General features: G+C 55.1%; 13 protein-coding genes. 8 read left to right on the forward strand and 5 right to left on the reverse strand.

Going from position 1 to position 16,035, the window contains the following annotated elements; all coding sequences use genetic code 11:
- The first annotated feature begins 104 nt into the window (after positions 1–104).
- From ACPOL_RS19345 to ACPOL_RS19375, 7 genes are all read left to right on the forward strand, one after another.
- Positions 105–386 (forward strand): carboxymuconolactone decarboxylase family protein, encoded by a 282-nt coding sequence (locus tag ACPOL_RS19345; RefSeq protein WP_201759320.1) that lies wholly within the window; start codon positions 105–107, stop codon positions 384–386.
- A 285-nt stretch (positions 387–671) separates the two neighbouring features.
- Positions 672–1,499, forward strand: a complete 828-nt coding sequence (locus ACPOL_RS19350; RefSeq protein ID WP_114208507.1) for a class I SAM-dependent methyltransferase — start codon at positions 672–674, stop codon at positions 1,497–1,499.
- A gap of 111 nt (positions 1,500–1,610) precedes the next feature.
- Positions 1,611–2,891 carry an MFS transporter gene (locus ACPOL_RS19355; RefSeq protein WP_236656894.1) on the forward strand — a complete coding sequence of 427 codons (1,281 nt, stop codon included), beginning with the start codon at positions 1,611–1,613 and terminating at the stop codon, positions 2,889–2,891.
- 376 nt (positions 2,892–3,267) lie between these two features.
- On the forward strand, positions 3,268–3,555 hold the full coding sequence (locus ACPOL_RS36390) for an isoprenylcysteine carboxylmethyltransferase family protein (protein ID WP_414633311.1): 288 nt from the start codon (positions 3,268–3,270) through the stop codon (positions 3,553–3,555).
- Between the two features lie 330 nt (positions 3,556–3,885).
- On the forward strand, positions 3,886–5,220 hold the full coding sequence (locus tag ACPOL_RS19365) for a peroxidase family protein (RefSeq protein ID WP_161557450.1): 1,335 nt from the start codon (positions 3,886–3,888) through the stop codon (positions 5,218–5,220).
- An 864-nt stretch (positions 5,221–6,084) separates the two neighbouring features.
- Positions 6,085–6,630 carry a DinB family protein gene (locus ACPOL_RS19370; protein ID WP_114208510.1) on the forward strand — a complete coding sequence of 182 codons (546 nt, stop codon included), beginning with the start codon at positions 6,085–6,087 and terminating at the stop codon, positions 6,628–6,630.
- A 390-nt stretch (positions 6,631–7,020) separates the two neighbouring features.
- On the forward strand, positions 7,021–8,655 hold the full coding sequence (locus ACPOL_RS19375; RefSeq protein WP_114208511.1) for a thiamine pyrophosphate-binding protein: 1,635 nt from the start codon (positions 7,021–7,023) through the stop codon (positions 8,653–8,655).
- A 631-nt stretch (positions 8,656–9,286) separates the two neighbouring features.
- Here ACPOL_RS19375 and ACPOL_RS36395 read toward each other — a convergent pair.
- On the reverse strand, positions 9,287–9,589 hold the full coding sequence (locus ACPOL_RS36395) for an SDR family oxidoreductase (protein ID WP_201758902.1): 303 nt from the start codon (positions 9,587–9,589) through the stop codon (positions 9,287–9,289).
- Positions 9,590–10,097: 508 nt separating this feature from the next.
- Between ACPOL_RS36395 and ACPOL_RS19385 the strand changes: the two genes are divergently transcribed.
- Positions 10,098–10,559 carry a putative quinol monooxygenase gene (locus ACPOL_RS19385; RefSeq protein WP_114208512.1) on the forward strand — a complete coding sequence of 154 codons (462 nt, stop codon included), beginning with the start codon at positions 10,098–10,100 and terminating at the stop codon, positions 10,557–10,559.
- 240 nt (positions 10,560–10,799) lie between these two features.
- Here ACPOL_RS19385 and ACPOL_RS19390 read toward each other — a convergent pair whose 3' ends face one another.
- The 4 genes from ACPOL_RS19390 to ACPOL_RS19405 form a co-directional block, all read right to left on the reverse strand.
- Positions 10,800–11,624 carry a hypothetical protein gene (locus ACPOL_RS19390; protein WP_114208513.1) on the reverse strand — a complete coding sequence of 275 codons (825 nt, stop codon included), beginning with the start codon at positions 11,622–11,624 and terminating at the stop codon, positions 10,800–10,802.
- A 38-nt stretch (positions 11,625–11,662) separates the two neighbouring features.
- Positions 11,663–13,117, reverse strand: a complete 1,455-nt coding sequence (locus ACPOL_RS19395) for an amidase (RefSeq protein WP_114208514.1) — start codon at positions 13,115–13,117, stop codon at positions 11,663–11,665.
- A gap of 69 nt (positions 13,118–13,186) precedes the next feature.
- A complete protein-coding gene (locus ACPOL_RS19400) occupies positions 13,187–14,593 on the reverse strand; it encodes an amidase (protein ID WP_114208515.1) in 1,407 nt (468 codons plus the stop codon).
- 102 nt (positions 14,594–14,695) lie between these two features.
- Positions 14,696–15,073, reverse strand: a complete 378-nt coding sequence (locus ACPOL_RS19405; RefSeq protein ID WP_114208516.1) for a tautomerase family protein — start codon at positions 15,071–15,073, stop codon at positions 14,696–14,698.
- Between the last annotated feature and the right edge of the window lie 962 nt (positions 15,074–16,035).

Consider the following 16,035-nt stretch of genomic DNA (forward strand, 5'->3'; position numbering starts at 1 on the left):
CGACGGGAGGAATCATGGAGAGCGAACGCTTTAAGCGTGGCTGGGCCAAGCTAAGAGGAATCGACCGAGAATAGGGCAAACGCGTTCTCGAAAGTCTCCGAGATATCGCGCCAGACTTCGCTACCTATCTGATCGAATTTCCTTTCGGAGATGTGTACAGTCGGCTTGGTCTTGATCTGAAGACACGCGAACTCGCGGTAGTGGCTGCCCTCATGGCGATGGGTAATGCCACACCTCAACTTAAGGTCCATGTTCATGGCGCCCTCAATGTGGGAGCGTCTCGAGAGGAAGTTCTAGAGATCATCATTCAGATAGCCGTCTATGCTAGATTTCCCGCAGCATTGAATGGGCTGACTTGGGCGAAAGATGTCTTTCGGGAACGTTGAATGCATCCCGCAACGATCCATCGAGCTGAATACCCACCATCCGCAGCGTGGATGTCCGGAGTAGGCTTTGAGTGACTATTTCCTGTGATTGTCAATCGGTTCTGCAATCCCTGAACGTGCTCCTGGACGAGGGCGCATTCCACACAACTATGATGTGCCGTTCCAGCAGCTTCGCTCTTCACAAGGAAGATTTACCGGTCGAGACATTATCGTGCCAAATGTTTTACCCGTCTAGCGAACCTGCCGAATCGACTCAACCTGAGTCAAAGCGAACCGAGGATCTTAATGACAACCGCGCAAGCACTAAATTTAGAACAGAAGAAGGACTCCATGCTGGCGCCATGGAAGTTAGGCGATTATGGCGCACTTGCTAGAACACTTGGCGCTCGAGAGGCTGAGGCTTTCATTGCCCGCTTAAAGTGTGAACCCAAAGCGCAGGCGCTGGACGTAGCCTGTGGCACTGGCGCTGCAACGATACCTTTGGCTCGGCGAGGCGTGTCAGTCACTGGCCTAGATATGACGCGACATCTGCTGGAAGAAGCGCGCGCAAACGCAGTGAGTGAAGCACTATCGATCCGCTTCGATGAAGGTTTTGCTGAAGAGCTACCCTACCCGGATGCAACTTTCGATACGGTGATCTCGATGTTTGGAGCCATGTTCTCTCCACACCCTGAGGCAGTCGCATCCGAGGTGGCTCGCGTGCTGAAGCCAGGCGGGCAGTTTGCTATGGCCAACTGGTCAGAGTCAGGTTTTTCCGGCCGAATGTCTGCGATCCCGAGTGCCTATTTCCCCGCTCGTCCAGGGGCGATATCACCAATGCTCTGGGGCGACGAAGGAACGATCCGTGAAAGGCTCAAGAATGACTTCGCACATGTTGAAACTACAATTGTGGGCTTCAACTGGGAGTTGCAAATGAATGCACTCGATGCTGCGGGCTTCTTCGCGAAGAGCGCGGGCCCTTTGCAACTCCTGCTCAACCGTTTAGATGACCAGCAGGCTTCCGCTCTCTTGCATGATTTGGAAGAGTTTTGGATGAAAGAAAATCGTGCCTCCGACGAAAGCCGTACCGTCGTTCGCAACGAGTACTTGCAGGTATTCGCCATCCGACGTTGAACAAAACATCAGCAGCTACTTCATGTAAAGTGTTTCACGTCAACTGGGGTTTGCGATGACCCCGATCATCCGTGCGGTATGAACGAGCGAGACGCTTCGATAGGAGATTTTGTGCTTACCGCAATCCAAACCGAACGCTCAGTGAGTAAACCATGGCTTTTCGCCCTGGCTTCTCTTGGAAGCGCTCTGGAGTTCTACGATTTTGTAGTTTTTGTATTTTTGACCGGTGTTGTGGCAACCGTCTACTTCCCGCCAACTATGCCCCTCTGGTCTCGCCAAGTGCAGAGCTATGCCTTATTCGCAGTAGGGTACTTCGCCCGTCCGCTGGGCGGCATCGTCCTGGCACATCTGGGCGACATCCGTGGCCGGAAAAGCACGTTTCAGCTGTCCGTCCTGCTGATGGCGATTCCGACACTGCTTATCGCAGTTCTGCCAACTTACAAGACGATCGGTGTTGCTGCACCGCTCATTTTGATGTTCCTCCGAATTGTGCAGGGGATTGCGATAGGAGGAGAAGCGCCTGCGGGGTGGGTGTATGTGGCGGAACAAGCGGACGATCGTAGGCGAGGCTTGGCGGTCGGGTTGCTCACTAGCGGTCTGACTGTGGGTATCTTCTTTGGCTCGGTAGTCACGACATTGCTGAATCGGTTCTTCACACCCCTTCAAATTGAACAGGGATTCTGGCGCCTACCGTTTGCGCTTGGCGGAGTCTTTGGATTGACCACAGTGTTTTTGAGACGTTGGCTTTCCGAGACCCCGGTCTTCAAAGACTTGCGCGCTCGTAACGCACTGGCGAAAGGGGTGCCACTACGAACCATCCTGTCAAGCTGCGGTGGCGCCTTCGTTCGTGCGGTCCTGCTGACCTGGATGCTCACCGCTGCAATCGTCGTCCTTCTGCTGATGTCGCCGACACTATTTCACTCCCTGTTCGAATTGCCGATTCGGATGATCCAGACAGGCAATCTTCTAGCCACAGCGGCTCTGTGCCTTTCAACAATTATGTTCGGGGCGGCATATGATCGCTTCGGCACGAAGCGAGTCGCGTCGATTTCGATTGCTCTCTTCGTGTTGTCAAGCTATGCCCTCTATCTCTGCGCCGGACACCATCCTCAGTATTTCATTGGGCTATACGGAATAGCCGGTCTTCTTGCAGGTTGCATCATTGTCGCTCCTCTCGAGATGGTCGGTCTGTTCCCGCCGGCGCTACGGATCACGGGATTCGCCGCCAGCTACAACATCGCATACGCGGTCTGTGGGGGAGTCGCTCCTCTTGCCGTTGCTGCGCTCACCCACTACAGCTCTCTGGCTGCATCAGACTACATTGCAGTCGCGAGTTCGATGGGCCTCGTTGCTGTCTTGACTAGCGGAAAAACCGCTCATCTCGCCCATTAGATACAGCACACTCGCCCTTGCCGATCTTGCGGTGTTACGAGACTGGCAGTCGTCGGTGAGAGTGATGCGTTCCCATCCGACACGTGGGAGGATGCTTTGGAAACACCCGGTTGCTCTATGGACAAGTTTCACACCTGTCCCAACCATCACAACGAAGCACCCACCCTTGTGCATAGACGTCTGTTTGATCTAGGGCTCTGCGAGAAGCAGAGCGACGGCTCAGGCCAGTTATTGGCCGTGGGCGAAAGAATGGATGATGTATACGATCTAGGTGTAAGCCACAAACACATGGCACTCTTGCCGATAATGTTTTTTGCATCGGCTCTACTATTTCGTCTTGCGACTCTAGGCGATCTCGTTAGGTCACGCGAGAAGAGTGAAGAAGGACGGCGCAATCGAGTACGGAGCATCTAACTCGTCTTGGCTTGCTATCGCTCATGTTCTTTTCTACATTGCAGCCATAACCGAGTGGTTCATTCGGAAGCCTCCAGTAGACGGTTTATCGATATTAGGAATTGCACTATATGTCATGAGTGCGATGGCGCTCGTCGGAGTCATCAGCAACTTGTGCCGGCTGTGGACAGTAGAGTTGCTGATTGCACGGGATCATGTACTCGTGCAACGCTCACTGTTCGGCGTTGTACGCCATCCAAATTGTTTCTGAATATCGTACCGGAACTGATCGGGCTTAGCTTTGGTCTGCACGCCTTCGTAACACTTATAGTGGTCGGTATTTTTTATTCTATTCCCCTTAATATCCGAATTCGGGAGGAGGAAAGAGTGGTGAAGACCAGGTTTAGTGCGTATAAGTGACCTGATACTACTGTGTCGCTGCTGTCTGATCCGAGCAGCACGGTGTCTTCAAGGACGACGCGGACAGGATGGGTCATGTTCAAACGTCCGCGCTTTCCTGTTTAGCTTGGACATTACTTGGAGTCTGATGAGAGAGTTAGTGCAACAAAGCCGTGAGTTGTGGCTACGAAAGGAGGAGAGAATGATGAATCAATCGACCTCATCGGTCCGAACTCACTGTTTGTCGCCCTCACGGGCGAGAGCAGCGATTGATGCACCGCTTGGCTCAGTTTCCTATGCGCGGATGTTCCCCGATCTCCCGGCGTTTCAGGCCGATGAGCAATTCCTGCACGCACTCGGCTGTCGCGGCGGTCTTTGTGATTGCGGAGATGTTGATGGCTTTCCCGAATCCTTAGGTGACACTGCAGCCGGCTGGCCTATATTCGGTCAATTTGTGGCGCACGACATAACCGCGGACCGATCCATTCTGCGAGTTCATACAGATACAACCAAATTGCACAATGCACGCAGCCCGAAACTCAACCTCGAATCTCTGTACGGGGATGGACCAACTGGCCACCCCTTCCTCTATCAACGTGATGATCCGGCGAAGTTCTTGCTTGGTCTGGATAACGCGAATGTTCAACGAAACGCAGAGGGTATCGCGATCATTGGCGATCCACGCAATGATTCCCACATGCTGATCTCTCAATTGCACCTCGCCGTCTTGAGGGCTCACAATGCGTTTGTCGATGCCGCCCGGCAAGCGGGAGTACCCCCTGGTTGCGTGTTCGAGGAAGCCGCCCGTCAGTTGCGGTGGCACTATCAATGGGTCGTTCTCCATGAGTTTCTGCCTGCGCTCGTCGGACCAGCCCTTGCTGAGCAGGTTCTCAGGGAAGGTCCGCGCTATTATCGTCCCGGGCATGACGCCTTTATTCCGCTCGAATTTGCCGATGCCGCGTACCGATACGGCCATTCTCAGATTCGCCACCGCTACCACGTGAACCCACAAAGTAATCCGGTCCCTCTGTTTCCTGACCTTCTGGGATTCCGTGCGGTACCACGCGAGCACGCGGTCGACTGGAAACTGTTCTTCGACACCCCTGGAGCCGCGCCGGCGCAGCGAGCCAAGAAGATGGATGGAAAGCTTGTAAAGGCTCTGATCGAACTGCCGGTAGCGGTCAGCGGTGAAACTGAGATTGAGGCGTATCATTCACTCGCTGTTCGTGACTTGCAACGAGGGCAGGGTGTGGGGCTGCCCTCTGGCGAGGCCGTGGCACGCCACCTCAGAATAGCTCCGCTCTCCGCGGACGAGGTGGGCATCGCTTCGACGGGTTGGCGTAGCGAGACGCCCCTCTGGTATTACATCCTGCGCGAGGCCGATGTTTGCGAGGGCGGTCATCGTCTCGGCCCGGTAGGGGGTCGCATCGTAGCCGAAGTACTAGTTGGACTCGTGAGTGCGGATGCGACATCCTTTCTCCAGAGCCGCCAGGAGTGGCGCCCTCAAGAAACGCTTAGCGAATTACTGGCGTTCTAGCCATGGTGGGGCCACATGGCTAGACATGGCGGACAATGCAAGCATTGGAAGAACTTGCATTGGATAACGTGGCGTCTATTTTGGTTTGAGAAAGTCGTCCGCTAATTAGGGCGACTTATGAAGATGCAATGCCGTGAACTCCACCGCTGCCGGATCGGGTTGCTGACCTGGTTCTCATGGTGCAGAGACAGTGCCGGAGACAAACACTTTACGAAGAGGGGAAGGTGCCGGGGAGCACCAAGCACAACGAGATCGAACAAGATGCGCGGTCGCAGGTGATTAGTTTCTCTCGTAATTCGCAATATGTAAGCAACATTCCGCCGTTTTGCGCAGGTCGATTACGCACCCTAGGCCTCTCGTCCTGAGTCTAATTGTTGAAGTTCGAAATCCGTGCAGGATCTGCTTCTTAAGCTCGCTCTGAAGCTGGCGACGCCTTAATCACTGTACTGCTGCACCATGTCGGTGGCTCGACATCAATATGGAGATCTGATTTGCCTACATCGATTGGTGATATATCTTTGGTTCGACACGACGGTGCCGGCTCGAATAAAATATGGCCTAGCGTGAGATATCAACTTCGGGTTCATGTGCAGCGGGTTGGTGTCGTGGCTGGTAGCCGCATGGAGAATAACGACCAATCTTCATGCAGCACAGCATCTCCACAGACGCAGTTGACAAGTTGCTAAAGGCGGCGAACCTGTGTGGCTAGACCATTCAGCTAGGCTGCTGTCTTGTCACATGAAATTCAGAGAAGGCAAGTGTAGATGGGCTATTCGCATCGCTACTCAACCTAAACCCGCCCAGTGAAATTCCCGTACTTCTGATTTCCGATTCGACTTAAAAACAAGCACAAGGATTGTTTGAATGCTGAAGGTTTTCCCGTGGATCGAGCGTAGCTTTCAATTTGATTCTCCGCGATGGATGTATCCAAACCTCGTGGAGAGAATTCGCGGGGGACCGGCGCGGGTTGAGGACGCCGCAAGGGATGTACCTTTATCCCTGATGACCAAACGGGAGGGGACCTCCTGGTCCATCCAGGAAAATATTGGACACCTGCTGGATATTGAACCCCTCATGTTGGGTCGCTTGGATGACTTTCGACAAAAGCTTCCGCAACTCAGAGCTTGGGAAGAGACGAATGGCGCGACCTGGGAAGCAAATCACAATGCCCAGCCCCTTCAGGAGCTACTGGCTGGGTTCCGCAGTGCTCGATCGACGCTTGTAGAACGTTTCGACTCACTCGATAATTCTTTGATCGAGCAGGCCGCGTTTCACCCTCGCCTCAAGCGCCCGATGCGGATCATAGATCTTGTCTATTTTATTGCGGAGCACGACGACTATCACCTTGCAAAGATATCTGCGATAAAACAACAAGAGTGGGGCTCGCGCCCGAGGGGTGAGACTTTCTAATCCGCCCACACCTATCCCCGGAGGTATGCCTCTAGGCCGGTACTGAACGTGGTTACGGTCGCGTCGCTGTATCTCGCTCGTCGCGTGGTCAAGCGCCCATCTCACCCCCGACTTCCACTTTACAGACGGGCTATCCCGGGTCGACATCAAAGCCCTTGCTACCCGCTAACAGGCCAGAGACTACTAGAAACGCTCCATGCCCGAAGCAGAAGACGAAGGGCCGCCCGTGTGAGAGTCGCCACTTTTGCCTCATTCGAGGCGTTGGGAAAAGACTGCGAGACCTTGTTCGGCTGGGCAGAGCGCACTGGTCAGACGAGCCATCCCGGCCTTTACGAAAGCGAACGGCAAAGGCGTCACGCACCGACAAGATTGAGAGATGGAAGGTTTGTTATGAGTAATACTATGCGGGGTGCCGATATTGTAGCTCGGTCCCTCGATCTGCTTGGATGCAGGAGGATTTTCACGTTATCCGGCAACCACATCATGTCGCTCTTCGATGCAACGCTTGAGACCAAGATCGAGTTGGTCCACGTACGGCACGAAGCCGCGGCGGTGCACATGGCGGACGGCTGGGGGCGCCTAACCGGCGAGCCCGGTGTCGCAATGGTCACGGGCGGTCCGGGGCATGTGAATGCTATTGGTGCCCTCTTCGCTGCGTTGGCCGCGGAGTCGCCGATGGTGCTGCTGTCGGGACATGCTGCAACGTGGGAGTTGGGACGTGGCGGGTTCCAGGAGCTCAGACAAGCCGAAATCGCCGGGCCGGTAACGAAGGCTTCATGGACCGCGAAATCGGCCTCCAGCTTAAGCCAGGATATCGGCAACGCGATGCGTATTGCCAGACAAGGGAGGCCGGGACCTGTCCACGTCAGCCTTCCCTCAGATCTTCTCGACGAGATCGTTGATGCCGCTTCGATTGTCTGGCCCAATGAGCATGACGGACCAGTCGCATCGAACCTTTCTCCGCATATTGCGGACGACGTTCTCGCGGCGATTGCGTCCGCTGCCAGGCCAGTTATCTTCGCTCCGCCCCAACTTTCTGACGTCAGCGGACGCACGCTTCTCAGGCAGTTGGAGGAGATCACGAACGCGCCCGCAGTAATATTGGAAAGTCCACGAGGCATCGCCGATGCTACCCTCGGCGCATTTCCGGATCTGCTCGGAAGGTCCGACCTTGTTGTACTCCTTGGGAAGTCTCTCGATTTCACAACGCGTTGGATCGCAACTCCAGATTTCGCCCAAGATGTAAGAGTCATCTCGATTGACCCTGAGGTGACGATGTTAGAACGTGCGGCGAAGGAACTAGGCGACCGGCTTCTTCTCGGCTGTGTAGCAAACGCGAGGGCTGCGGCGGCGACACTTATTGCGCGGGCAGTCTGTCGTCGCGGTGACGAGTGGCTCAAAGAAGTACGAGCGGCGCTTAGCGGGCGACCTGCTGAGTGGGCTTCGGTTCGCTCGTCAACTGCCGGTCGGCTTCATCCGGCGGAGCTTTTACGCACTCTGCGTCCTTACGTCGAACGGGATAACGACACAGTCTTCATCTGCGACGGTGGTGACATCGGACAATGGGCCCAAAGCATGCTGCCGGCGCGGCGCCGAATGGTCAACGGGGTCTCAGGAGCGATTGGAAGCTCACTCTCGCTCGCGCTTGCGGCAAGATATGTAGAGCCCAAGGCTCCGGTATTCGCTGTGCTAGGCGACGGTGCGATCGGCTTTCATCTATCGGAAATCGAGACGGCCGTGCGGTGCAATCTTCCTTTTGTTGCGATCGTTGGCAACGATGCATGTTGGAACGCCGAGAGCCAAATTCAACGGCGGACATATGGTCAGGACCGAATACATGGCTTGGAATTAACGCCTGCACGCTATGATCTCGTTGTGTCAGCGCTCGGCGGGCACGGCGAATTGGTGACTGAAGCGGATGATCTTGCAGGTGCGATCGAGCGATCGCTTGCCAGCGGTAAACCCTCATGTATCAACGTCATGACTGAGAGCATTGCTGCGCCTGTGGTTCGATTGGCAAGCTGAATCGGCTGCCACCAATGAGAAAATGATCTTTATGCGCGGAAGCTCATCCCGAAGGAGCGGATAAGCACCTCGCCCGTCTGCTGGCGCAACACCCACCTCATTGGCAACCTAAACTTCTGAGTACGTCCGGAGACACCGCATGGCCGAAGCAGAGGACGAGAGCCATTATGAAAGGTAGAAGATATGCCGAAACGAATTGCCATCTTGGGAGTATCTGGCGCCCTCGGGACCGCGCTTGCCGTTCATATCCTCCGTGCAGGGTTGGTAGAGCCTACTGACCAGCTTTTGCTGGCACGGAGACATAACGAGTGAACGAAGGTTGCGCAGCATGCGCGTTGATTTGCTAGATGCATTTGATGACGGCCAAAAGTTGCTACTGGGAACAGACAGCGCCCCCGTCCTTTTAGACCCTCAACCGCGGTGGCGGACAATTAGTCATTCCCGACAAACCATCCGAGCCGAGACGAAATACAGCCCGCTATGCCTGTGTCATGCCACCGTCCACGCAAAGGTCTGCACCCGCGATAAAGCTGCTTTCATCCGACGCCAGCAAACATATCGCATTGGCAACTTCCTCCAGCCGGCCTAGCCGCCCGAGTGGGATAAGGGCTCTTAGCGTGTCTCTCACTTCTTATGAAGCTTCCGCCATCATCGGGGTCTCCGTTGGTCCAGGACTCGCTACATTCACCCGCAACCCACGTGTAGCTAATTCGTTGGTCCACGTCTGCGCAAATGATCGCATCGCAGCTTTGCTGGCGTTATATGCCCCGTAGCCGGGAGTTCTCCGATGGAACCAGCCACCGACGCCACCAGAACGATTGTGCCTCCACGTGCCATTAGCTTCACTGCCTTTTGAACCGTGAATAACGCTGATCGAGCATCCAGATCGAAGGTCTTGTCGTAATGATCTTCGGTAATTTCTTCGAACTCGCAAAATCGGCTAAGCCAGAATTAACTACAAGAATGTCTAGTTTGCCTCTTTCGAACGCGGGCATACTACCGGTCGAGATCCGCAGCCACTGTCACATCCGCTTGTACTATCGCCGCTTGCGGACCCAACTTGGAGGCCGCCTTCTCCAGTTCATTCTGTCGTCTTCCCTACACGAAGGCACTATCGGCTATTAGGTGCTGGGCGACAGCGAAACCGATACCAGTGCTTCCACCGGTAACGACGGCCACTTTGTCATTGAAGTTCATATCAGTCTTACCCTGTGTCGCACCTAAACACTCTGATTCGTGCAGTGCATGCTGGACTTGCGAAAAGCAGCGAAATATTGTCCAAATCTGGCGATTTACGCGATGGCGCAAGGATCATCTGCAACTTATGCATCGTATGACACGGAAGGAGAGGATGAGGAGTTTTGCGGCTCCGCCTCTCTAAACCAAATGAGAATCATTGTCATTCCACCTGAAAGCTAAGCATTACCTTCAAGGAGATTTCTATGGCACAAACCGCTGCGAAGCCCAAAACTGGAACATCGCCTGGACCCAACCCTCCGAACGATACGGAACTGGAAGTACATCAAGGTTGGGTGCGGAGTGGTCGAGATAACACACCTGGGATGAAGGGCTATTACATCAATCTTGAAGCCAAGCCCGGTTATGGCGACAAGGTGGAGAAGTTCCTTCAAGACATCCACGCTGGAGTGGAGAAGGAACCAGGTACAGGTCCATGGTTCGGCCTCCGCTACTCCGACACGACCTTTGGAATCTTCGAGGCCATGCACGACGCAGAAGCGCGACATGCGCATGACGTCGGTCCCGGTGGCAGTAACTTCCTACGTGGAGCGGAGTTGGAAGAGATGCTGGCCTACCCTGCACACCTGTATAGGGTCGACATCATGTACGGAAAGTTTAGTGTCATGCTCGGGAAGAGAATTACCGAAATTGGCCCCTCGACTTAACGCCAATGGCTGGTCGGTCATTACGTTGGCTGGATCGACCAATTCCCATAGTTCGGAGAACTACTCTGCGCCCAAGCGAATACGTGAAAATTGGATCCATCCTGCAGCCGGAGCAGGCAGGATAGACCAATGAACAGTACCGCAACGCTCATCTCAAATTATGGATATCTGCAGGAGCTGGTACTCAGCCTCGAACGCTACTAGCTGGATTTCCACTGCTAGAAGTTTTGGCCCCGATCCTTACATCGGGGGAATAACTTCTTTGCCAATGCTGACAAGTCCGGCTTCGCCGCTCGGGTTCGTCTTAATCATCACAGCCGCAGCGATGCTCAGTGCGGATCGGTCCGCCAGCACGTAGCGCACGATCGGCGCGTTAGCAGGTACCGTGATTTGAAGAGTTTTGCTGCCGCCATCGTAAGCGACTATGAGCGTGCGGCCAGCTTTACCGCCCTTGGCTGAGACGGCGCCCCTGGTCGCCTTCGTGTCGACGAGTTTGTTCGCTACTGTCTCTGAGATGTTTGTGACCCCACCGTTTGTCATCTCGGTCGGAGTCTTGACAGAGGAGTGCGTGGCGGTAGGGTCGGGCAAGGCGTCCCATCCGTAGTAGGCAGCTCGTCCGGCGCGCATGTCTTTGGGAACGAGCGCGACTTCAACCGCAATCATCGACTTCGGAGTTCCTTTGACGGCTGCACCGACGAAATCGTCAATTTTGATTTCATCCGGGCTCGATGGAAGTAGTTCGGCATACGTCGTGTACGCTCCCGTCTTTAGCGTGAGACTGCGGCCGCCCTGATCCTTGAGGGTAATGCTATGGTCATCCATCGCAGTAATGACGCCGCGAACACGGGCGGGCGTTTGGCCAAGAGCAGCAGAAGGCGCAATTAGGGCAGCGGCGACGACGATCAGAGCTGCGGTACTCGCGGTTAACAGGAAACGGAAAGAAAGCACGGGCGGACACCGCTCTTCTTTCAGCAGGTTCGGTTTGCGAAACAGACGATTACGGAACTTGAAAACAATTTGTTCGGGAGCGACACCTGCGAGAATGATCTGGACAAATGTGGCCATCGCCTGTGGCCATCGCCGACCTTCCTAAGGGATAGGGGTTATTGAGAAGAGTGCCCGTCGAGATGTAGACGTGAAGAAACGTCAGTCCCGACGGGAGGGTGCAGGTTTCGAACAGGGCTCGCCATCTCGAGCAGAGAGGCAAGGTGCAGCACGACCGACTCGGCAAACCAGCCCGACACTAATTGCACTCCGAGTGGCAATCCCTCCCCGCTCGTCCCGAACCTAATCGACAGTGCGGGTAGCCCGGTGATGTTGAACGGTACGGTTGCTCCGAGCATGTTAGTGGCGGGAACGGTTTCGCCATTGATGACAAACTCCGAGAGGCCATGCACAGGCGCTGGAATGGGTGTCACAGGACAGAGCAATGCATCGTAACGTTGAAAATACTTGACGAACTGATCTCTCAGCCGCTCTGCTTGCTGCTCCGCCTGGACATAGTCCTTCATGGATGTATCGGGATTTGCAAGGACCCCCTGAACATATTTGAATACTTTGCCCTCCTGGTTTTTCGTCGCTTCCCTGAACGCGGGCTTCGCTTCCATCTTTTGTAGCTTGAAGAAGACATCGATGGAACTGATCAGTTCAAGTGCAGGCAGCTGTACCGGATCTACGATGCACCCAGCCGAACTCAGCGCCGCCGCGGCTGCCTTCACCGTGGCGGCGACCTCGTGGTCAATCGTTCCAAAACCCAGCTCGACGAGCCAGCCGACCCGAAGAGGCTGATTAGACCATGCATCCAGCCCAGAGTCCAGACCGAGGGGCGCTGTAGAAAACCCATCGGCGCCGTCCGGCCCGGCTAAGAGTGAATAAGCTAACGCAAGATCGCGAACACTGCGTGCCATTGGACCCACATGCCAAAAGCGACGCGGCACCCGCGGCCACAGACCCGTCATCGGAATGCGACCGTGTGTTGCTTTCAGAGCGACGATACCGGTGTGCGCCGCCGGGCCACGCAGTGAGATGGCGACGTCACTACCAAGACCCAGCGGTGACAGGCCTGCTGCGATGGACGCCGACTCTCCCCCGCTGGAACCGCCGGGAGTGTGATTGAGATTCCAGGGGTTGTTCGTTCGACCAGTGAGAAGATTGTCTGTTTCGGTCGCGTACGAGAACTCGGGAAGATTGGTTTTCGCAAGCAGGATCGCACCGGCGCTTTTCAAACGCGCGACGGATAAAGCATCGGTCTCCGGGATCCGGCCCTTAAAAATTGGTGAGCCACGCTGGGTCAGGACCCCTGCAGTGTCTATCGAATCCTTTACCGTAAAGGGAACCCCATGGAGGGGTCCGAGTTCTTCCCCGGAAAGAACCACTGCCTCGGCCGCCTTTGCCATCTCAAGGGAATTGTCTGCCAGAGTGACGATCGCATTGAGTTTCGGATTGAGTGCCTGCATGCGATCCAGATGTGCTTGGACGACCTCTACTGGAGAGACCTCCTTCGTCCGGATGATTTCAGCTAACTTGGTTGCGTCACAATAAATAAGCTCAGAGCACATCGGGTTCCTTTCAGCATAGCCACGTCGGTTCAGTTCAAAGCATTGAAGCGACGCGACTATGCGCCCTGGCTAGAGGCTTGGGTGAAGATCCCGGACAGGACTGATCGTCTCGAGCAGAGAAGCGAGATATAGGATCGTCGACTCGGCGTACCACTTGGATACAAGCTGCACTCCAATTGGTAGGCCGTCGTGACTCGTACCGAACCGCATGGACAGTCCCGGCAGTCCGGTCACGTTAAACGGCACGGTAGCACCTTGGATCTGTACTTCCGGGACGGGCTTACCGTTCACCATGTATTCCGACAGCCCATGTGCATGTGCCGGCACAGGCAGGACCGGGCAAAGTAAGGCGTCGTAACGTTCGAAGTAACCGGCAAACCCATCCCTCAACCGCTCGGATGCTTGTTCGGCGTGCACGAAATCCACCATGCTGGTATCAGGGGTCGCGAGCATGCCTTTAGAGATTTTGAACATTTCGTTCTCGTGACCGGCGGTGACCTCCGCAAAGGACGGCTTCATCTCCATCACGTGCAAGCGATTGAATACATCGAGCGCATTGTCCCGTTCCAGTTCCGGGATGCGCACCGGTTCCACAACGCAGCCAACTCCCTGAAGTGCATCAGCTGCCTTCTCTACTGTCGCAGCGACTTCAGAATCTATTGGCCCGAATCCCGGTTCGACCAGCCAGCCTACACGAAGTGGACGCCCGGGCTTTGATCCAATACCAGTATCGAACCCAAGGGATGTCACAGAAAAACCATCGGCACCGTCTGGACCTACAAGAAGCGAATAGGCTAATGCGATATCACGAACGCTGTGTGCCATCGGCCCAACGTGCCAATTTCGACGCGGTACCCGACCCCAGATCCCCGTCATCGGAACGCGACCATGAGTCGCTTTGAAGCCGATGACCCCGGTGTTCGCAGCTGGACCGCGTATCGAGATGGCCAAGTCGGTTGCGAGGCCGAGCGGTGACATCCCGGACGCGATAGCAGCCGACTCACCACCGCTCGAACCACCCGGCGTGCGATCGAGGTTCCAGGGATTATTTGTCCTTCCCGTAAGCAGGTTATCCGTCTCTGTAAGGTAAGAAAACTCCGGAAGATTGGTCTTCGCCAGCAGGACTGCACCAGCTCCCTTAATGCGAGCTACGCTTACGGCATCCACGTCCGGAAGGCGGCCCTTAAAAATCGGTGAGCCACGCTGAGTCAGAACCCCGGCGGTATCGATTGAATCCTTTGCAGTGAACGGAACCCCGTGCAAAGGGCCCACTTCATCACCTCGCAGCACTGCGGCTTCCGCTGCCTTAGCTTCGGCGAGTGCGCCTGCCGCAAGCGTAACGACGGCGTTAAGTTTCGGGTTCACCGCCTCGATGCGATCGAGATGGGCCTGCACAACCTCCACGGGCGAAACCTCACGTGTGCGAATGAGTTCAGCCAATCTAGTGGCGTCGGAATATAGGAGTTCAGAGGTCATTTCTTCCTTTCTGTTTCCCCAGGGGAGCAGACAGTAGTAGCGAACTTCGTTATGGCAAGAGCCGCTGAACAACGGGAAGCCGTACCATAAGTAGCGACCCGGTTAGTTCCAGGGATCGCCGTTGCCGAACGACCAGTCTGCGCGTTCCACGAAGACCAAGTTGATCATGACGTCATCAGGGCGCACGGACAGCTTATTCTTGAGCTCGTCGACGATGAACCTGTAGAAGGCGAGCTTTGATTCCTTATCGTTGCCAACAGTGCTGGTGACTTGGATCAAGATAAAGTCGGGTGACCGCTTCATTCCAAGGAAGCTAGGGTCATAGATGAGATTCTCCGGTTCATGCTCGCCGACTACGACGAAGCGGTCTCCATCCGGAGCCTTCAAGACTCCGACGATACCCTGGTATACGACGTCGGCCAGAGTGGCACGGTACGCGGTGGGTTTCCCCTTAGCTAGATCAATACGTGCAAATGGCATGTAAGTCTCCTGTGGCGCAGAGTTGAGGTGAAAATATGACAAGATCTGAAAGGCAGAACCTTTCAACCTCATGCTGTCTAAACATACTGGGATACCTTCAGTGAGGGAATGCCGAAAGCTCTCAAAGATCTGCCTTTTCGGCACGCGGTCAACTTCCGCTTCTTGAACGCAGATCCTAAGGCTTGTAATCCAAGGTCCCATCTTCCCCAGTGATCAAACGCATTGGTTGAGTGACTTTTCAGAACACGCGCTAAATGGATGGCCGTTGCGATCATCGTTCTGATATTGCTAGGTGTGGCTGCGAGCGGTCGCAGGCAGTTTCGGAGGCTTGGTACAGGAGGCGAACATAAAGAACGCTACCTAACCTCATTGACTCTGGCACCGAATTGGTTCCGGGGCCGTTTAGTCTTTCGATGAGCCGTTGATTGAGAGGGAGTGTCTGACTGTTCTGGGACGAGCAATGAGTTTGCCTGTGCCATCGACCAATAGGGCGACAGAGCCGCCCAAGGCAGTGTTGAACAGGCGGATGTGAGCTGCATCGGTTTGGGAGAAGCCACCAAAACGGAAGAGACAGACGATGTAGATGGTGACACAGAGCGAGAAGGCTGCGTAGTTGACAGCTTGCAGAGAAATGAGGACCACGCAAAGACTATGACTAGCAGAAGGTCGACCGGTATGGTGAGTGGAACGTACAGTGCGATTACAATACCGATCCCCGCGCCGAGGAGGGTTCCGATAAAGCGGGCTATAACGCCGGCTGAGCGTGTTGGACCATTGCGGCTTGAGAACGAGGAGCCCCGTCTTAGGCGACCAGTAGCCGTTACGGACGTGAAAGTGACGACAGATGACGGTGGAGAGAACGAGCGTCATAATGAGGCGCAAGGCGTAGGACGTTGCCTCGTGCGAGGAGTGAAGCTTCTGGCGGAAGCGGGCTAAGAGTTGAGGTATACGGCTGCGCAAAC

Origin of the sequence: Acidisarcina polymorpha (genome assembly GCF_003330725.1) — a bacterium.
In the GTDB taxonomy this organism is placed as follows: domain Bacteria; phylum Acidobacteriota; class Terriglobia; order Terriglobales; family Acidobacteriaceae; genus Acidisarcina; species Acidisarcina polymorpha.